Genomic DNA, 17,541 nt, shown 5'->3' with positions numbered 1-17,541 from the left:
GACCCCAAGCAGCATGGCCCACCAGTACACCGCCGACATCCTCTGGGAACGCGGCGACCAGACCTTCACCGACAACCGCTACAGCCGCCGCCACACCATCCGCCTGGACGGCGGGCTGGAGGTGGCCGGCTCCTCATCGCCGCTGGTGGTGCCGCTGCCCTACTCCGACCCGGCCGCCATGGACCCGGAAGAAGCCTTCGTGGCCTCGCTCTCCAGCTGCCACATGCTGTGGTTCTTCTCCATCGCGGTGCGATCGGGCTTCTGCGTCGATCGGTATGCCGACCATGCCGTGGGCGTGATGGCCGCCAACCAGAACCGCAAGTTCTGGGTCTCCCGGGTCACGCTGCACCCGGCGGTCACCTTCTCCGGCCGCCAGCCCACCCCCGAAGAACTGGCCGACATGCACCACCAGGCCCATGAGGAGTGCTTCATTGCCAACTCGGTCAAGACCGAGGTGGTGGTGGAGCCGCAGACCACAGGAGAGTGACCATGCCGCTGTCCGTGCACGACCTGGGCTACGAGCCCGACGACCTGAAAGTCACCGTGTCCGAGATGCTGGTGGCCACCGCCGACCAGTCCGACGAGGCCCTGGACCGCACCATCACCGAGGTGCTGCGCACGCTGCGCGAGCGGCTGAAGATGGACGTGGTGTTCTGTTCCGAGTTCGTCGACGGCCAGCGCGTGATGCGGCAGGTGGCCGCAGATGCTGCGCGACCGGTCGTCAGGGTCGGCACCTCCGACCGGCTGGAGGAGAGCTGGTGCCACCATGTGGTGGAAGGACGCCTGCCGGGCTTCCTGCCGGACGCAGCCCAGCACCCGCTGGCCCGGGATCTGTCGGCCAGCCTGCCGTTTTCCATCGGCACCCACATCAGCGCACCCATCGTGCTGAGCAACGGCGAGGTGTATGGCACCCTGTGCAGCTTCACTTTCAGCCCGCAGGACCGCCCGAATCCGGAAGATCTCAAGACGCTGGAGATGACCGCCCGCCTGACCGCCATGCGGCTGGAAGCGGGCCGGAAGTCGGGCCAGGCCGGCTGACGTCTCAGACCGGGTAGATCAGCGAGTTCAGCACCATCTCGCTGTCGTAGACGCAGTGGCGCTCCTGCAGTCGCAGGCCGGCATCGGTGTGCACGAAGGCGTCGATGTAGCGCCCGACCTGGAACACCTCGCTGGTGCTGCCGGGCCGGGTGCGGAACACCGCGTAGCTGGCCTCGGCCCGCACCGGATCATCCACCGTGCCGGCACCGCCATGGGTGATGCGCGAGCTGCCCACCACATGCCGCGTGTAGTACGGCGCGTGGTAGATGGTGGTGGTGGCGCCGACCACGCGGTCGCGCATCATGGCCTGGCTTTCCAGGTGGATCAGGCACAGCGGCAGGCCACGGTCGAAGTTCTCGCGGCCCTGCACCTTGTAGCGGGCATCCGGCACGAACAGATCGGGCCACTCGGCGAAACGGCGGTCGTCCAGCACGGCGGCATAGTCGGCATTGAAGGCATCGATCTGCTGCCGCAGGGCCAGGGCATCGGGTGTCGGCAACGGCATGCTCAGACCCCCATGGCCCGACGCCAGTAGGCGTACATGGAGCGGATCAGGGTCTCGGTGACCATGTGCTCGGTGGGTGGCTTGCCCACATCGTCGTCCTTGCCGCCCAGCTCCACCAGCGTGGCGCCGCCCTCGCCCCACTGGCGGAAGCCGTCCTGGCTGAACTCGATCACCTCGCCGTCGTCGGCGCTCACGAAGCCGGCCGGGCCGAACAGGTTGGCCTGGCGCAGCCGGCGGGTGGTCATCTCCTCGGTGTCGTCGGCAAAGCCGAAGTGCGTCCAGACGAAGTCGAACTCGCCCGGGCCGCGCGGCACGATGTGCCGGGTGGACAGCGAGTTGACCTGCTGCTGCACGATGAGCCCTGGGAACAGCGTGATCATGGTCACCGTGGGCGTGATGGGCGTGCCCGGGTTCGACGGGTCGTCGATGGTCCACCAGGGCTCGGGCACCACATCGAGCAGGCGCGGGTCGCCCAGCTTCATGTCGGCCTTGAAGCTGGTCACGCCCTCGGTGACCGCCTTGTTGGCGCCGCCGTCGTTGCGGCGCGAGAGCATGACCGCATGCCGGCCGTGGCGGTCCATCACCATGCGGCTCTTCTGGTCGGCGCGCCACAGGCCGAAGGTCACGAACCAGGTGTGCAGCAGACCCGGGTGGTAGGGGTCCTTGATGTTCTCCATCATCAGCTTCCAGTTGCCCGGAATGCGCTGGCGGTTGGTGCCCAGCAGGCGCAGCTCGCGGCCCGCAAAGATGCGGTCCAGCCAGGGCATGACCTCGCTGCCCAGGTAGTCTTCCAGCGGTTCGGCCTCCTCGCTGAAGGAGGCGAACACCAGACCGTGCAGCACCGCCACACGCAGCTTGGTCAGGCCGTTCTTCGACAGATCGAAGTCCGTCGGCATGCCGCCGTGCACGCATTCGCCCTCGGGACCGGCGGCCTTCACCCCGTCCTTGAACGGCAGGCCGGCCAGGTCGCCATTGAGCTTGTAGGTCCACTGGTGGTAGGGGCACACGAAGCTGCGGGCGTTGCCGGTGTGCCCGTCCATGGGCGGCTGGCAGAAGCGCACGCCCCGGTGGGCACAGCGGTTCTCGACCACGCGGATGCCGTGGTCGGTGTCGCGGTCGCGCGGGGCCACCCGGTCGCGCACCATGATCACCTGGCGCTCGCCGACCCAGCGCAGCTGGTAGTCGCCGGTCTTCGGGATCTCGATAGCCAGCCCTATGTAGTTCCAGTGCGGGCCATAGAACAGGCGCTCGAGCTCCTGCTGGTACAGCGACGGATCGGTGTAGGCCCAGTACGGAATCCGGCTGGTGCCCGGGTCGGGCCAGCGGACCAGGGGTTGGGGTGCGTTCATGCGGCCTCCGACTTCAGGGGGTGGCTGTGTTCGTGCGGGCCTTCCAAGCGCCGAACAGCGCAATGAGGCCCGGTATCAGGATGAGTGCCCAGATGATCTTGCTGAGGTTCGCCTGCACCCAGGGCAGGTTGCCGAACCAGTAGCCCGCCAGCGTGAGGCCCACCACCCAGATGAGGGCACCGATGACGTTGAAGGCGGTGAAGCGGCCGCGGTTCATCTCGGCCACGCCGGCCACGAAGGGTGCGAAGGTGCGGATGAAGGGCATGAAGCGCGCCAGGATGATGGTGATGCCGCCGTAGCGCTCGTAGAAGGCATGCGCCTGGTTGAAGGCGTTGCGGTTGAACAGGCGCGAGTTCTCCCACTGGAACACCTTCGGGCCGAAGTGGCGGCCGATGCTGTAGTTGGTCTGGTCGCCCAGGATGGCGGCGGCCACCAGCAGGCCCATGGCCAGCGGCAGGCTCATGAAGCCGGCGCCGCACAGCGTGCCCACCACGAACAGCAGCGAATCCCCCGGCAGGAAGGGCATGACCACCACGCCGGTCTCGGTGAAGACGATGAGGAACAGCAGGGCGTACACCCAGGCGCCGTAGGCCTGCACGAAGGCCTGCAGGTGCTGGTCGACATGCAGGATGAAATCGATCAGGAAGGTGATGAGCTCCATGGTCGGGGATTATCGGCCCCGCCTTCCTACAATTTGCCGATGACCGCCACCGCTTCCGCCGCCCCGCGCCCGATCCGCGAACTGCCCGACGAACTCATCAGCCAGATCGCGGCCGGCGAGGTGGTGGAACGGCCCGCCTCGGTGGTGCGCGAGCTGGTCGACAACGCGCTGGACGCCGGGGCGAGCCAGATCACGGTCCGGCTGCAGGCCGGCGGCGTGCGGCTGATCAGCGTGGAGGACGATGGCCACGGGATTCCGCGCCACGACCTGCCGCAGGCGCTCAAGCGCCACGCCACCAGCAAGATCGCCAGCCTGTCCGACCTGGAGTCGGTCGGCACCATGGGATTCCGGGGCGAGGCGCTGGCCGCCATCGCCTCGGTGGCCGAGGTCTCGCTGCTGACCCGGGTGGACACCGACCCGGTGCCGCATGGCTGGCTGCTGAATGCCCGCAGCGGCGAGCTCGAACCCGCCGCCCGCCAGCGCGGCACCACCGTGGAGGTGCGCGAACTGTTCTTCGCCACGCCGGCCCGGCGCAAGTTCCTCAAGACCGACGCCACCGAGCTGGCCCACTGTGTGGAATCGGTGCGCCGCCATGCCCTGGCCCGACCCGATGTGGGCTTCGCCATCTGGCACGACGGCCGCCTGGTGGCCCAGTGGCGCGCAGTGGCGACACCGGACACCGGCGCGCCATCGGCGGCACTGGCCGGCCTGAAGCAGCGCCTGGCAGACGTGCTGGGCAGCGACTTCGTGGAGCAGGCCGTGCCGGTGGCCTGGCCGGCCGAACCGGGACCGTCCACCGCCGTGCAGGTCTGGGGCTGGGCCGGGGTGCCCGACGCCGCCCGCTCGCGCGCCGACCTGCAGTTCACCTACGTGAATGGCCGCTATGTGCGCGACAAGGTGATCCAGCACGCGGTGCGCAGTGCGTATGAAGACGTGCTGCACGGCCAGCGGCAGCCGGTGTTCGCGCTGTTCATCGCCCTGGACCCGACGCGGGTGGACGTGAACGTTCACCCGACCAAGATCGAGGTGCGCTTCCGCGACAGCCGCGAGGTGCACCATGCGGTGCACCAGGGCGTGCAGGGTGCCCTGGCCGCACCCCGGGCCGGCGCCGCGCCGGTGGCCCCGCCGGTGGCGGCACCCACGCTGCCGTCCGATCCGCTGCATTCGGCCCGACAGGACCGGCTGGTCTTCGGCGCCACCAGCCCCTCGGAGGCCGCACCGGCCTGGTCGGGCCCACCCGATACGGGTGGCGTGCCGGTGAACGACCTGGCCGCGCTGTGGCAGCCCGGCGCGGCGACCGGCCCATCGATTGCTGCAGCGGCACCGGCACTGCCCCCGTCGCCACCGCAGCCGCTGCCCGACGGCGACTGGCCGCTGGGCCGCGCCGTGGCCCAGATCCAGGGCGTGTACATCCTGGCCGAGAACGCCCAGGGTCTGGTCATCGTCGACATGCACGCCGCCCACGAGCGCATCGTCTACGAACGGCTCAAGCAGCAGCTCGACGCGCAGTCGGTGCCGATGCAGCCGCTGCTGATCCCGGCCACCTTCGCCGCCACCCCGACCGAGGTCAGCACCGCCGAGACCGCCACCGAGGTGCTGGCCCGGCTGGGCCTGGAAGTCACCGCCCTGTCGCCGCGCACGCTGGCGGTGCGGGCCGTGCCCACCACGCTGGCCCAGGGCAATCCGGTGGAACTGGCCCGCAGCGTGCTGGCCGAACTGGCCGAGCTGGCCGGGGTCGACGCCGCCAGCGTGGTGCAGCGGGCGCAGCACGAGCTGCTGGCCACCATGGCCTGCCACGGCGCGGTGCGCGCCAACCGCCGGCTCACCCTGGACGAAATGAACGCCCTGCTGCGCCAGATGGAAATCACCGAGCGCAGCGACCAGTGCAACCATGGCCGGCCCACCTGGCGGCAGCTGGGCATGCGCGAGCTGGATGCACTGTTTTTGCGCGGCCGTTGATCAAGATCCCGGTCGGACGCCCCAAAAAAGTACTCGACGCACCAATCAAAGGCGTTTCGGTGGGCGGAATGCCGTTTTCGCATAATGTCATGCACTTTTTTGGAGCATGACCCGATGAAACACGCGTCCGTTCACGACTTCCTGGCCCAGGTGGCCCTGCGCAATCCGGGCCAGCCGGAATTCCTGCAGGCCGTCACCGAGGTCATGGAAAGCCTGTGGCCCTTCATTGCCGCCCACCCGCGTTACGCCGAACAGGGCGTGCTGGAACGGCTGGTGGAGCCGGAGCGGGTGGTGATGTTTCGCGTGGCCTGGGTGGACGATCACGGCCAGGTGCAGGTGAACCGGGGCTATCGCATCCAGCACAGCATGGCGATCGGCCCCTACAAGGGTGGCATCCGTTTCCACCCCTCGGTGAACCTGTCGGTGCTGAAGTTCCTGGCCTTCGAGCAGACCTTCAAGAACGCCCTGACCACCCTGCCCATGGGCGGCGGCAAGGGCGGCGCCGACTTCGATCCCAAGGGCAAGAGCCCGGGCGAGGTGATGCGCTTCTGCCAGGCCTTCGTGACCGAGCTGTACCGCCACGTGGGCCCCGACACCGACGTGCCGGCCGGCGACATCGGCGTGGGCGGGCGCGAGGTCGGCTTCATGGCCGGCATGTACAAGAAGCTGGCCAACAGTGCCGCCAGCGTGTTCACCGGCAAGGGACTGAGCTTCGGAGGTTCGCTGATGCGGCCCGAGGCCACCGGCTACGGCACGGTGTACTTCGCCCAGGAAATGCTGCGCACCCGGGGCCGGTCGTTCGAGGGGCTGCGTGTGTCGGTGTCCGGCTCGGGCAACGTGGCCCAGTACGCGGTGGAGAAGGCCATGGCCCTGGGTGCCAGGGTGGTCACCGTGTCGGACTCCAGCGGCACCCTCATCGACGAGGACGGCTTCACCCCGGAGAAGCTGGCCATCCTCATGGACGTCAAGAACCAGCACTACGGCCGGGTGAGCGACTGCGCGCAGCGCACCGGCGCCCGGTTCGAGGCCGGGGTGCGCCCCTGGCATGTGCCGGTGGACGTGGCCCTGCCCTGTGCGACCCAGAACGAGCTCGATGCCGACGACGCCGCCACCCTGATCCGCAACGGTGTGGTGTGTGTGGCCGAAGGCGCCAACATGCCATCGACCATCGAGGCGGCCAAGGCCTTCGAGGCCGCCGGCGTGCTGTATGCACCGGGCAAGGCCAGCAATGCCGGCGGCGTGGCCACATCGGGCCTGGAAATGAGCCAGAACGCCATGCGCCTGGGCTGGACCCGCGACGAGGTCGACCGCCGCCTGCTGGAGATCATGCAGGGCATCCACGCTGCCTGTGTGCGCCACGGCCGGCGCGCCGACGGCGCGGTGAGCTACACGGACGGCGCCAACATCGCCGGCTTCGTCAAGGTGGCCGACGCCATGCTGGCCCAGGGCATCACCTGAGGCCGGGCCGGGCGATCAGGCCCGGCTGAACTTTTTGGTCCCGGGGTGCTCCACCCTTTCCATGAAGCGCCTGATTGCCCTTCTGGTGGTGTCGCTCGGTCTGCTGGCCGGGTGCGCAACGCTGGACGAGAAGCAGCGCCAGTGGATCTTCCAGCCCTCGGACCGCACCTGGTCGGGCGGATCGCTGGCCGCCGAAGACATGGACGACGTGTGGATCGAGTTCACCTCGGCCGAAACCTCGGAGCCGGTCAGGCTGCATGGCCTGTGGCACCCGCACCCCGACCTGCGCCAGCGCGCCGATGCCCCGGTGCTGCTGTACCTGCATGGTGCGCGCTGGAACGTGACCGGATCGGCCTTCCGGATCCGGCGCATGCAGGAGCTGGGATTCTCGGTGCTGGCGGTGGACTACCGGGGCTTCGGCAAGAGCACCCGGCAACTGCCCTCCGAGAGCCTGGCCGCCGAAGACGCCCGCGCCGCCTGGGACTGGCTGGCGCAGCGCCACCCGGATCGCCCGCGCTACATCTTCGGCCACTCGCTGGGCGGGGCCATCGCCATCGAACTGGCCCGCCAGGTGAAGGACGAGCGGGGCACCCTGGTCGAAGGCACCTTCACCTCCATCCCCGATGTGGTGAGCACCTTCCGCTGGGGCTGGCTGCCGATCTCGCCCCTGATCACGCAACGTTTCGAGTCGGTGCGCAAGGTGGCCGACATCGGCTCGCCGCTGCTGGTGGTGCACGGCAGCGAGGACCGGCTGATCAAGCCCGAACTGGGCCAGAAGCTGTTCGAGGCGGCGCGCGGCCCCAAGGCCTTCGTGCTGGTCGAGGGCGGTTCGCACCACAACACCAACTCGGTGGGGCAGCCGCAATACCGGCAGGCCGTGGCCGAGCTGTTCGGTCTGGGCGAGCCACCGCAAGCCATGCGCTGAAGCTGGACCGGGCAGGGCTTCTGCTACCCTCGACCGGATGTCCGCTTCCCCTTCCACAGCCGCTGCACCGGCGGCCATGAGCCCCGGTTTCGTGGTGCTGGCCCTGGCCCTGCTGCTGGGCCTGCAGCCGGTGGCCACCGACCTGTACCTGCCCGCGCTGCCCGCGCTCACCACCGGCTTTGCAGCACCCATGTCGCAGGCGCAGCTCACGCTCACCGCGCTGCTGCTGGCCTTCGGCCTGTCGCAGATGGTGTGGGGGCCGCTGTCGGACCGCTTCGGGCGCAAGCCCATCCTGCTGATCGGCCTGGGTGCCTTCGTGGCGGCTTCGCTGGGCAGCGCGCTGGCCGGCAGCATGGAACAGCTGATCACCTGGCGTGCGGTGCAGGGCGCCGCACTGGGCGCGTCGGTGATGTGCGCCCGCGCCATCGTGCGCGACCTGTATGCACCGGCCGAAGGCGCCCGGTTCATGTCGCGCGGGCTCACCGGCCTGGGGGTCATCGCCTGCTGCAGTGCGCCGCTGGGGGGGCTTTCGTCCGACCTGCTGGGCTGGCGCGCTGCGCTGCTGCTGATCGGCGTGTTCGGGGCGGTCACCCTGGCCATCATCGCGTGGCGCTTCCGCGAGACGGTGCGCCAGCCCAACCCGCAGGCCCTGCAGCCCCGGGTGCTGATCGGCAACTGGGTGCGCATCGCGCGCCACCCCACCTTCCGGGCCTATGCCCTGCTGGCCACGGCCTCCTACGGCGGCCTGTTCACCTTCCTGGCGGCGTCGTCCTTCGTGTTCATCCAGACGCTGGGGCTGAGCAAGACGCAGTACGGCCTGCTGATGTTCACCATGTCGCTGAGCTACATCGCCGGCACCGTGCTGTGCCGCCGTCTGCTGGCCCGGCTGGGCGTGCGGCGCACCGTGGCGGTGGCGGGCGGGCTGTCGCTGGTGGGGGGCAGCACCATGGGGCTGCTGGCGCTGGCCGGCGTGCAGGCGGTGTGGGCCATCGTGCTGCCGTTCTATCTGTTCATGGTGGCCCACGGCGTGCACCAGCCCTGCGGCCAGAGCGGCGCGGTGGCACCGTTCCCGCAGTCGGCCGGTGCGGCATCGGCACTGGCCGGGCTGATCATGATGGTCACCGCCTTCGGCATGGGCAGCTGGCTGGGTCACAGCATGGCCGCCTTCGGCCCGGGCCAGGGCAGCGTGCTGCCGTTGACGCAGGGCATCTGGTTCTGGGGCGTGCTGTGCGCCCTGTGCGCCTGGACCCTGGTCCGGCGACACGGCGAAGCACCCGCCACGCCGCTGGCCGCGGCATCCACGACGCCCTGAATCCGGCATGAACCCTGCTGCCCGCCCGCGCTGCATCGCCCTGGCCGGCCCCACGGCCAGCGGCAAGAGCGCGGCGTCGCTGGCGCTGGCCGGGCACTGGCCGGTCGAGATCGTCAGCGTCGACTCGGCGCTGGTGTACCGGGGCATGGACATCGGCACCGCCAAGCCCACCCTGGCCGAACGGGCCCAGGTGCCGCACCACCTGATCGACGTCATCGAGCCGACCGAGGCCTACGGCGCGGCCGCCTTCGTGCGGGATGCCACCCGGCTGGTGGACCAGATCGCCGCGCGCGGCCGCACCGCCGTGCTGGTGGGCGGCACGATGCTGTACTTCAAGGCCCTGCTGGTCGGGCTGGACGACATGCCCACGGCCGATGCAGCGGTGCGCGAAGCCATCGAGGCCCGGGCCCGGGCCGAAGGCTGGCCGGCGCTGCATGCCGAGCTGCAGCGGGTGGACCCGGTGACCGCCGCACGGCTGTTCCCCAACGACGCACAGCGCATCCAGCGGGCGCTGGAGGTGCATGCGGTGTCGGGCCGGCCGATGTCGGCCTGGCAGAGCGGCCGCACCCACAATCCGCAAAGCCCCTTGCTGCCGCAGCACCTGATGTCGCTCGAACCGCAGGACCGTGCCTGGCTGCATGGCCGCATTGCCGAACGCTTCGATGCCATGCTGGACGGCGGACTGATCGACGAGGTGCGTGCGCTGCGCGCCCGGGGCGACCTGCACCCCGACCTGCCCTCCATGCGCTGCGTGGGCTACCGCCAGACCTGGGAAGCGCTGGACCGCAGCGACCCGCCCGACCCCGACACCCGCGCCGACCTGCGCGAACGCGGCATCGCCGCCACCCGGCAACTCGCCAAGCGCCAGCTCACCTGGCTGCGTTCCATGCCCGAGCGCCGCGTGGTGGCCTGCGACGCGCCAGATGCACTGGCCCAGGTGCTGGCCATCGCCACCGACTGGCTCGGCCCTTCAACGTCGACACCATGACACTGCAGCTCCACCAACTCTCCAAGCAGTACGGCACCACCCGCGTCTTCAGCCAGGTGAACCTGCAAGTGGCGCAGGGCGAGTTCGTGGCCATCGTCGGCGAATCGGGTGTCGGCAAATCGAGCCTGCTCAACTGCATGGCCGCGCTGGACACCTGGAGCGAAGGCCGCGTCACCTGGACCGGCACCGACGGCCAGGTGACCGACCTCGGTGCGCTCGACGAGACCGCGCAGGCGCTGTGGCGCCGCGCCCACCTGGGCTTCGTGTTCCAGGCCTTCCATGTGCTGCCGCACCTGGACGTGGCGCAGAACGTGGCCCTGCCGCTGATGCTGCTGGGCCGCCGCGAACCGCAGCGGGTGGACGAACTGCTCGCCGCCGTGGGCCTGCAGGGCCTGGGGCAGCGGCTGCCGGCCGAACTATCGGGCGGACAGCTGCAGCGGGTGGCCATGGCCCGCGCCCTGGTGCACCGACCGGCCCTGGTGCTGGCCGACGAGCCCACCGGCAACCTGGACCCCGCCACCGCCGCCACCGTGATGGACGTGCTGCAGCAGCAGACGCGCGAACACGGCGCCTCGCTGGTGCTGGTGACCCATTCCACCGGAGCGGCCGCCCGGGCCGACCGGGTGCTGCAGCTGCGCGACGACGGCCTGCACCCCATGGCGCCGGCGCATTCCGTTACCGCCATGTAACTTGATTACATTAAGATCGAATTTTTCCGTAACCGCCCGATGCCCATGTCCGACTCCGCCGCCCCCGATCGTCCACTCGACCTGGTGATCTTCGGCGGTGCCGGCGACCTGTCGGTGCGCAAGCTGCTGCCGGCGCTGTTCGCGGCCCACCGGCACGGCCATCTGCCGGCGCAGGCGCGCATCGTGGTGCTCGGCCGCCAGCCCTGGGACCGGGGCGGATTCCTGGATTTCATCCAGGACAAGGTGGCCGGCTTCGTGGGCCAGGAAGACCGCCAGGGTGACCACTGGCCCGGCTTCCTGGACCGGCTGGTGCATGCCACGCTGGACGCCACCCGCCCGCAGGACTTCCGGGCCCTGGGCGAGCTGCTGCGCCCGGGCGCCGACCGCGTGTTCTACCTGGCCACCGCACCCACCCTCTTCACCGACATCTGTGCCCAGCTCGATGCCGCCGGGCTGATCACCCCCGACAGCCGCGTGGTGCTGGAAAAGCCGCTCGGCCACGACCTGGCCTCGGCGCGCCGCATCAACGACGAGGTGGCCCGGCATTTCAGCGAAGACCGCACCTACCGCATCGACCATTACCTGGGCAAGGAGACGGTGCAGAACCTCATGGTGCTGCGCTTCGGCAACGCCATCTTCGAGCCGCTGTGGCGGGCATCGAGCATCAAGAGCATCCAGATCACGGTGGCCGAGAGCGTGGGCGTGGGCAGCCGCGCCGGCTTCTACGACGGCACCGGCGCCCTGCGCGACATGGTGCAGAACCACCTGCTGCAGCTGCTGTGCATCGTGGCCATGGAGCCGCCGGTCTCGCTCGACCCCGATGCGGTGCGCGACGAGAAGCTCAAGGTGCTGCGCTCGCTGCGGCCCATGAGCCCGGCGGACGTGGTGCGCGACACGGTGCGCGGCCAGTACACCGCCGGTCACATCGACGGACAGCGCGTGCCCGGCTACCAGGACGAGGCACAGGTGCCCGAGGGCAGCCGCACCGAGACCTTCGTTGCGCTGCGGGCGCGCATCGACAACTGGCGCTGGGCCAACGTGCCCGTCTTCCTGCGCACCGGCAAGCGCATGGCCGAGCGGCGCAGCGAGATCGTGGTGGAGTTCGCCGACCTGCCCTGCTCGCTGTTCCCCGACACCCCTCGTCAGCCGGTCAACCGCCTGGTGCTGCGGCTGCAGCCCGAAGAGCATGTGCAGCTGCAGATGATGGCCAAGGAACCGGGCAGCGGCATGCGGCTGCGTCCGGTGCACCTCGACCTGGACCTGCAGTCGGCCTTCACCGAACGCCGCGCCGAGGCCTACGAGCGGCTGCTGGTGGATGTGATCAAGGGGCGGCTGACCCACTTCATGCGGCGCGACGAGCTGGAGGCCGCCTGGTCCTGGATCGACCCGATCCAGCAGGGCTGGGCCGCGCTGGGCGAGGCGCCGCGGCCGTACGCCGCCGGCAGCTGGGGCCCGGCTTCGGCATCGAGCCTGCTGGCCAGCGAGAACGCCGCCTGGGCCGAAGCGCACTGACCACGAGAACCGCCATGCCGCCGAACGACGCCGTCCCCCTGCCCGCCCCGGTGCACGAGCACCTCCATCAGCCGGCCGACACCCTCTGGCCCGCGCTGGCAGCGCACATCGGGCAGGCGCTGGAGGCGGCCATGGCACAGCGGGGGCAGGCCACGCTGGCGGTCTCGGGTGGCCGCAGCCCGGTCCCGCTGTTCGAGGCGCTGCGCCGCCTGCCGCTGCCCTGGGCCCGGGTGCATGTGATCCCGGTCGACGAGCGTTGCGTGCCGCCGCTGCACGCCGACAGCAACGCCGCGCTGGTGCGCCGCCACCTGCTGCAGGAACACGCCATCGCGGCGCGCTTCGTGCCTTTCTTCGATGCCCTGCCCGACGCTCCCGAGGCGCTGGACACCCGCGACCTGGACGAGCTGGCCCGCGCGGCCAGCCGGCGCATGGCGCCGCTGCTGCCGGCCGACGTGGTGGTGCTGGGTCTGGGCGAGGACGGTCACACCGCCTCGCTGTTCCCGGACGCACCCGGCACCGCCCAGGCCCTGGCCACGGCCGAGGCGGTCGCCTGGACCCGCCCGAGCCGGGCACCGCATGCCCGCCTCACCCTGAGCCTGACCGCGCTGCGTGGTGCCGGGCTGCTGGAACTCCCGCTGTGCGGGGCGGTCAAGCAATCGGTGTACCGCCAGGCGCTGCAGGCGCCGTCGTCGGCGGAACGCCCCCTCTCGCTGCTGCTGTGCGGCACCACCGACCGGCCACTGCCGCCCATGCATGTCTGGCTGGCTCCCTGAACCCCGATGCCCATGAGCCCTGTTCCCGTTCCCCTTCATCCGGTGCTGGCTGCGGTCACCGAGCGCATCCGCCGCCGCAGCGCCGCCAGCCGGGCCGACTACCTGGCCCGCATGGCGCAGCAGCGGCGCGATGGCCGCCAGCGCGCCGGCCTGGGCTGCGCCAACATGGCCCACACCACGGCCGCGCTGCCGGCCGACGACCGCCTGCGCATCCATGCCGAGCGCGCACCCCACATCGGTGCGGTCACTGCGTACAACGACATGCTCTCGGCCCATCAGCCGTTCGAGCACTACCCCGCCCTCATCCGCGACCATGCGCGCGCCATCGGCGCCACCGCCCAGGTGGCCGGCGGCGTGCCGGCCATGTGCGACGGCATCACCCAGGGCGAGGCGGGCATGGAGCTGTCGCTGTTCTCGCGCGACGTGATCGCGCTGTCGACCACGGTGGCGCTCTCGCACAACGTGTTCGACGCCGCGCTCATGCTCGGCGTTTGCGACAAGATCGTGCCCGGCCTGCTGATGGGCGCGCTCTCGTTCGGTCACCTGCCGGTGGTGTTCGTGCCGGCCGGCCCCATGGCCAGCGGCCTGTCCAACGACGACAAGGCGCGGGTGCGCCAACAGTACGCGCAGGGCCAGGTGGGCCGCGAGGCGCTGCTGGCCTCCGAAGCGCAGGCCTACCACAGCCCCGGCACCTGCACCTTCTACGGCACGGCCAACAGCAACCAGATGCTGATGGAGATCATGGGCCTGCACCTGCCCGGCAGCTCCTTCGTGCCGCCGCACGGACCGCTGCGCCAGGCCCTCACCCGCGCTGCGGTGGAGGCTGCTGCCACGCAAGCGGCACCGGGCGGGGTGATGCTGGCCGAGGTGGTGAACGAATGCAGCGTGGTCAATGGCATGGTGGGCCTGCTGGCCACCGGCGGATCGACCAACCACACCCTGCACCTGGTGGCCATGGCACGCGCGGCCGGGGTGCTGATCGACTGGGACGACTTTGCCGAGCTCTCGGCCGCCGTGCCGCTGCTGGCCCGCATCTACCCCAACGGCAGCGCCGACGTGAACCACTTCCATGCCGCCGGCGGCATGCCCTGGCTGGTGCGCGAGCTGCGCAGCGCCGGGCTGCTGCACGACAACGTGACCACCGTGGTGGGCCAGGGCCTGCTGCCCTACACCCGCGAACCCTGGCTGGATGGCGATCGGCTGGCCTGGCGCGACGTCCCTGCCGCCAGCGGTGACGCCGCCGTGCTGCGCCCGGTGGCCGAGCCCTTCAGCGCCGATGGCGGCCTGCGCCTGTTGCGCGGCAACCTGGGCCGCAGCGTGATCAAGGTGTCGGCGGTCAAGCCGCAGCACCGGGTGGTGCGGGCGCCGGCCCGGGTGTTCCACGACCAGGCCCAACTGCTGGCCGAATTCGCCGCCGGCGGCCTGCGCCACGATCTGGTGGCCGTGGTGCGTTACCAGGGGCCGCGCGCCAACGGCATGCCCGAGCTGCACAAGCTCACACCGGCCCTGGCCGTGCTGCAGGATGCCGGCCATGCGGTGGCGCTGGTCACCGACGGCCGGATGTCGGGCGCATCCGGCAAGGTGCCGGCGGCCATCCACCTCAGCCCCGAGGCCCTGGCCGACGGACCCATCGCCCGCGTGCGCGACGGCGACTTCATCACCCTGGACGCCGAACGCGGCCTGCTGCAGCTGGAGGTGGACGACGCCACCCTGGCCGCACGCACGGTGCAGCACCCCGACCTGTCGGCCAACGGCCACGGTGTGGGCCGCGAGCTGTTCGCGCTGTTCCGCCAGCACGCCGGCGTGGCCGAGCAGGGTGCCTCGCCGCTGTTCGCCCCGCTGCCCCATCCCCTGCCCGGTCCGTTGCCATGAGCGCCACCCGCCTGCCTGCCCTGCCCGCCTTCCGCTCCCGCGTGGTGCCGGTGGTGGTGATCGACGACGCCCGCACCGCCGTGCCACTGGCCCAGGCGCTGCTCGAAGGCGGCATCGATGTCATGGAGATCACCCTGCGGTCGGATGCGGCGCTGGACGCCATCGAGGCGGTGGCCCGGGCCGTGCCGGCCATGCACCTGGGCGCCGGCACCGTCACCCGCGCGGCCGACGTGCCCCGCGTGGTGGACGCCGGTGCCCGCTTCGCCCTGTCGCCCGGCTGCACCGATGCGCTGGTGGACGCCGTGCGGGCCGCGGGCCTGCCCTTCATTCCCGGCGTCATGACCCCCGGCGAGGTGATGCGGGCCCGCGAGCACGGCTTCCTGCTCCAGAAGCTCTTTCCGGCGGTGCAGGCCGGCGGTGCCGCACTGCTCAAGGCACTGGCCGCCCCGCTGCCCGATGTGCGCTTCTGCCCCACCGGCGGGCTGACCCCCGACAATCTGCCCTCTTTCCTGGCCTTGCCCAATGTGGCCATGGCCGGCGGTTCCTGGCTCACCCCGGCCGATGCCCTGGCCGCTGGCGACTGGTCCCGCATCACCCGGCTGGCCCGCGAGGCCACCGCCCTGTCCCGCTCCGCATGACCGTACCTGCACCCCGTCCCCACCCCGTCGACCTGCCCGCCTGGCAACGCCTGGCCGCACTGGCCCAGGCACCCCAGCCGCACCTGCGCGAGCTGCTGGCGTCCGAGCCCGGCCGCACGCAACGCCTGACCCTGCAGGCGGCCGGCATCACGCTGGATGCCACCCGCCAGCGCCTGACCCCCGAGGTGGAAGCCGCCCTGGTGGAGCTGGCCGTGCAGGCCGACCTGCCCGGCCAGCGCGACGCCATGTTCCGGGGCGAGGCCATCAACACCACCGAGCAGCGCCCGGTGCTGCACGTGGCCCTGCGCGGCGGTGCGGCCACGGCCGACGCACCCCACCCCTGGCCGGCGGAGGTGAGCGGGAGTGTGGCGCGCGAGCTCGACCGCATGACCGGCTTTGCCGAGCAGCTGCGCGCCGGCCAGATACTGGGATCCAGTGGACAGGCCTACACCGACGTGGTGAACATCGGCATCGGCGGCTCCGACCTCGGACCGCGCATGGCCACCGAGGCCCTGGCCCACCTGGCCCACCCGGCGGTGCGGGTGCACTACCTGGCCAACCCCGACGCCTGGGCGCTGTGGAGCGTGCTGCGCACGCTCGATGCGCGCCGCACCCTGTTCATCGTGGCCAGCAAGACCTTCACCACCCAGGAAACGCTGGCCAACGCCGCCACCGCGCGCCGCTGGCTGCGGGACCAGGGCATCCCCGACCACGGCCTGCACCGGCATCTGGTGGCAGTGACTGCCGCCCCCGACGAGGCCGCGAAGCACGGCCATCCGCCCGAGCGCACCTTCCTGTTCAGCGACTGGGTGGGCGGGCGCTATTCGCTGTGGTCCGCGCTGGGCCTGCCGCTGGCGGTGGCCATCGGGCGCGACGCCTTCCTGCAGCTGCTGGCCGGCGCCCGTGCCATGGACCAGCACTTCCTGCAGGCCCCGCCGGCGCGCAACCTGCCCATGCGGCTGGCCCTGCACGGTGTGTGGAACCGCAACTTCCTGGCCATGCCCAGCCTGATGCTGGCCGCCTACACCGCGCGCCTGGGCCGCTTCACGCCCTATGTGCAGCAGATGGACATGGAGAGCAACGGCAAGCACACCCACCTCGACGGCGTGCCGGTCACGGTGGACACCGGTCCCGTGATCTGGGGTGGTCTGGGCATGGACGGCCAGCACGCCTTCTACCAGCTGATCCACCAGGGCCGTCACAAGGTGGCGGTGGACTTCATCGGTGTGCGCACCGACGACACCCCGCTGCCGCTGGCCGCCGACCATCTGGCCCTGGTCAACCGCAACCTGCTGGCCCAGGCCGAGGCCATGGCCCGGGGACGCAGCCTGGAGGACACCCTGGCCATGCTGCGCCGGCAGGGCATGCCCGAGGCCGAGGCACAGGCCCTGGCACCGCACCGCCAGTTTCACGGCAACACGCCCAGCCACATCTTCTGGCTGGAGCAGCTCGATCCGTCCAGCCTGGGCGCACTGGCCGCGCTGTTCGAGCACCGGGTGTTCTGCCAGGCGGCGCTGTGGAACATCAATGCCTACGACCAGTGGGGTGTGGAACTGGGCAAGACCCTGGCCAAGGCGATGGAACAGGGGCGGTAGCCGGCAGTCGGGCCCCGCGGCGGATCATGAATTGGTGAGGAGTGGAAGCCCACATCGGCTCCACCCAGCCGGGTTCTTCGACCCCGACCCCGACCCGCCATGCAAGGTACATCCACACCCGACACACCCACCGGCAGCGCCCGACGGCCTCCTGACCGGTACCGGACCTCCGCCCCGACACACCCGACCGAACCGAGGCCGGCCCGGCCCACACGTTCGGCCCCGCAACGCCACACCTTCGACCCGACCCGGGTCAGCCAGATTCCC

At 70.8% G+C, this 17,541-nt stretch carries 16 protein-coding genes; 13 read left to right on the top strand and 3 right to left on the bottom strand.

The window, feature by feature from the left end; translation table 11 throughout:
* Positions 1-13 precede the first annotated feature (13 nt).
* Positions 14-487, top strand: a complete 474-nt coding sequence (locus CAP38_RS05865; protein WP_086119975.1) for an OsmC family protein — start codon at positions 14-16, stop codon at positions 485-487.
* Between the two features lie 2 nt (positions 488-489).
* Positions 490-1,038, top strand: a complete 549-nt coding sequence (locus tag CAP38_RS05860; protein WP_086119974.1) for a GAF domain-containing protein — start codon at positions 490-492, stop codon at positions 1,036-1,038.
* Positions 1,039-1,042: 4 nt separating this feature from the next.
* On the opposite strand, the gene CAP38_RS05855 is transcribed toward CAP38_RS05860, so the two are convergent.
* The 3 genes from CAP38_RS05855 to CAP38_RS05845 are packed head-to-tail and all read right to left on the bottom strand — an operon-like array spanning position 1,043 to position 3,553.
* Entirely contained in the window at positions 1,043-1,543 is a 501-nt protein-coding gene (locus CAP38_RS05855) for an aromatic-ring-hydroxylating dioxygenase subunit beta (RefSeq protein WP_086119973.1), read from the bottom strand.
* Between the two features lie 2 nt (positions 1,544-1,545).
* Positions 1,546-2,892 carry an aromatic ring-hydroxylating dioxygenase subunit alpha gene (locus CAP38_RS05850; RefSeq protein ID WP_086119972.1) on the bottom strand — a complete coding sequence of 449 codons (1,347 nt, stop codon included), beginning with the start codon at positions 2,890-2,892 and terminating at the stop codon, positions 1,546-1,548.
* Between the two features lie 13 nt (positions 2,893-2,905).
* Entirely contained in the window at positions 2,906-3,553 is a 648-nt protein-coding gene (locus CAP38_RS05845) for a DedA family protein (RefSeq protein ID WP_086119971.1), read from the bottom strand.
* Between the two features lie 39 nt (positions 3,554-3,592).
* Between CAP38_RS05845 and mutL the strand changes: the two genes are divergently transcribed.
* From mutL to pgi, 11 genes are all read left to right on the top strand, one after another.
* Positions 3,593-5,512, top strand: coding sequence for a DNA mismatch repair endonuclease MutL (gene mutL, locus CAP38_RS05840; RefSeq protein ID WP_086119970.1), 1,920 nt, complete (start codon positions 3,593-3,595; stop codon positions 5,510-5,512).
* Positions 5,513-5,626: 114 nt separating this feature from the next.
* The gene (gene gdhA / locus CAP38_RS05835; protein WP_086119969.1) at positions 5,627-6,970 is read left to right on the top strand and encodes an NADP-specific glutamate dehydrogenase; all 1,344 of its coding nucleotides are present in this window, start codon (positions 5,627-5,629) and stop codon (positions 6,968-6,970) included.
* Between the two features lie 61 nt (positions 6,971-7,031).
* Complete coding sequence (locus CAP38_RS05830) at positions 7,032-7,895, top strand: alpha/beta hydrolase (protein ID WP_086119968.1); 864 nt, start codon at positions 7,032-7,034, stop codon at positions 7,893-7,895.
* Between the two features lie 37 nt (positions 7,896-7,932).
* Positions 7,933-9,207 (top strand): Bcr/CflA family efflux MFS transporter, encoded by a 1,275-nt coding sequence (locus CAP38_RS05825; RefSeq protein WP_218776561.1) that lies wholly within the window; start codon positions 7,933-7,935, stop codon positions 9,205-9,207.
* A gap of 7 nt (positions 9,208-9,214) precedes the next feature.
* On the top strand, positions 9,215-10,195 hold the full coding sequence (miaA, locus tag CAP38_RS05820) for a tRNA (adenosine(37)-N6)-dimethylallyltransferase MiaA (RefSeq protein WP_086119966.1): 981 nt from the start codon (positions 9,215-9,217) through the stop codon (positions 10,193-10,195).
* On the top strand, positions 10,192-10,884 hold the full coding sequence (locus CAP38_RS05815) for an ABC transporter ATP-binding protein (RefSeq protein ID WP_086119965.1): 693 nt from the start codon (positions 10,192-10,194) through the stop codon (positions 10,882-10,884). Before miaA ends, CAP38_RS05815 begins: the two co-directional genes overlap by 4 nt.
* A gap of 39 nt (positions 10,885-10,923) precedes the next feature.
* Positions 10,924-12,396, top strand: coding sequence for a glucose-6-phosphate dehydrogenase (gene zwf / locus CAP38_RS05810; protein ID WP_373271404.1), 1,473 nt, complete (start codon positions 10,924-10,926; stop codon positions 12,394-12,396).
* A 14-nt stretch (positions 12,397-12,410) separates the two neighbouring features.
* Entirely contained in the window at positions 12,411-13,169 is a 759-nt protein-coding gene (gene pgl, locus CAP38_RS05805; RefSeq protein WP_086119964.1) for a 6-phosphogluconolactonase, read from the top strand.
* Positions 13,170-13,181: 12 nt separating this feature from the next.
* Positions 13,182-15,041, top strand: coding sequence for a phosphogluconate dehydratase (gene edd / locus CAP38_RS05800; protein ID WP_086121050.1), 1,860 nt, complete (start codon positions 13,182-13,184; stop codon positions 15,039-15,041).
* Positions 15,038-15,679, top strand: a complete 642-nt coding sequence (gene eda / locus CAP38_RS05795; RefSeq protein WP_086119963.1) for a bifunctional 4-hydroxy-2-oxoglutarate aldolase/2-dehydro-3-deoxy-phosphogluconate aldolase — start codon at positions 15,038-15,040, stop codon at positions 15,677-15,679. The genes edd and eda overlap by 4 nt, the downstream gene beginning before the upstream one ends.
* Positions 15,676-17,274 (top strand): glucose-6-phosphate isomerase, encoded by a 1,599-nt coding sequence (pgi, locus tag CAP38_RS05790; RefSeq protein WP_086119962.1) that lies wholly within the window; start codon positions 15,676-15,678, stop codon positions 17,272-17,274. Before eda ends, pgi begins: the two co-directional genes overlap by 4 nt.
* Positions 17,275-17,541: the final 267 nt, after the last annotated feature.

This window comes from Hydrogenophaga sp. IBVHS2 (assembly GCF_002127215.1).
GTDB lineage: Bacteria > Pseudomonadota > Gammaproteobacteria > Burkholderiales > Burkholderiaceae_C > Hydrogenophaga.
Note: the sequence above shows the minus strand (reverse complement) of the source record. Positions and strands in the feature narration are given on the sequence as shown.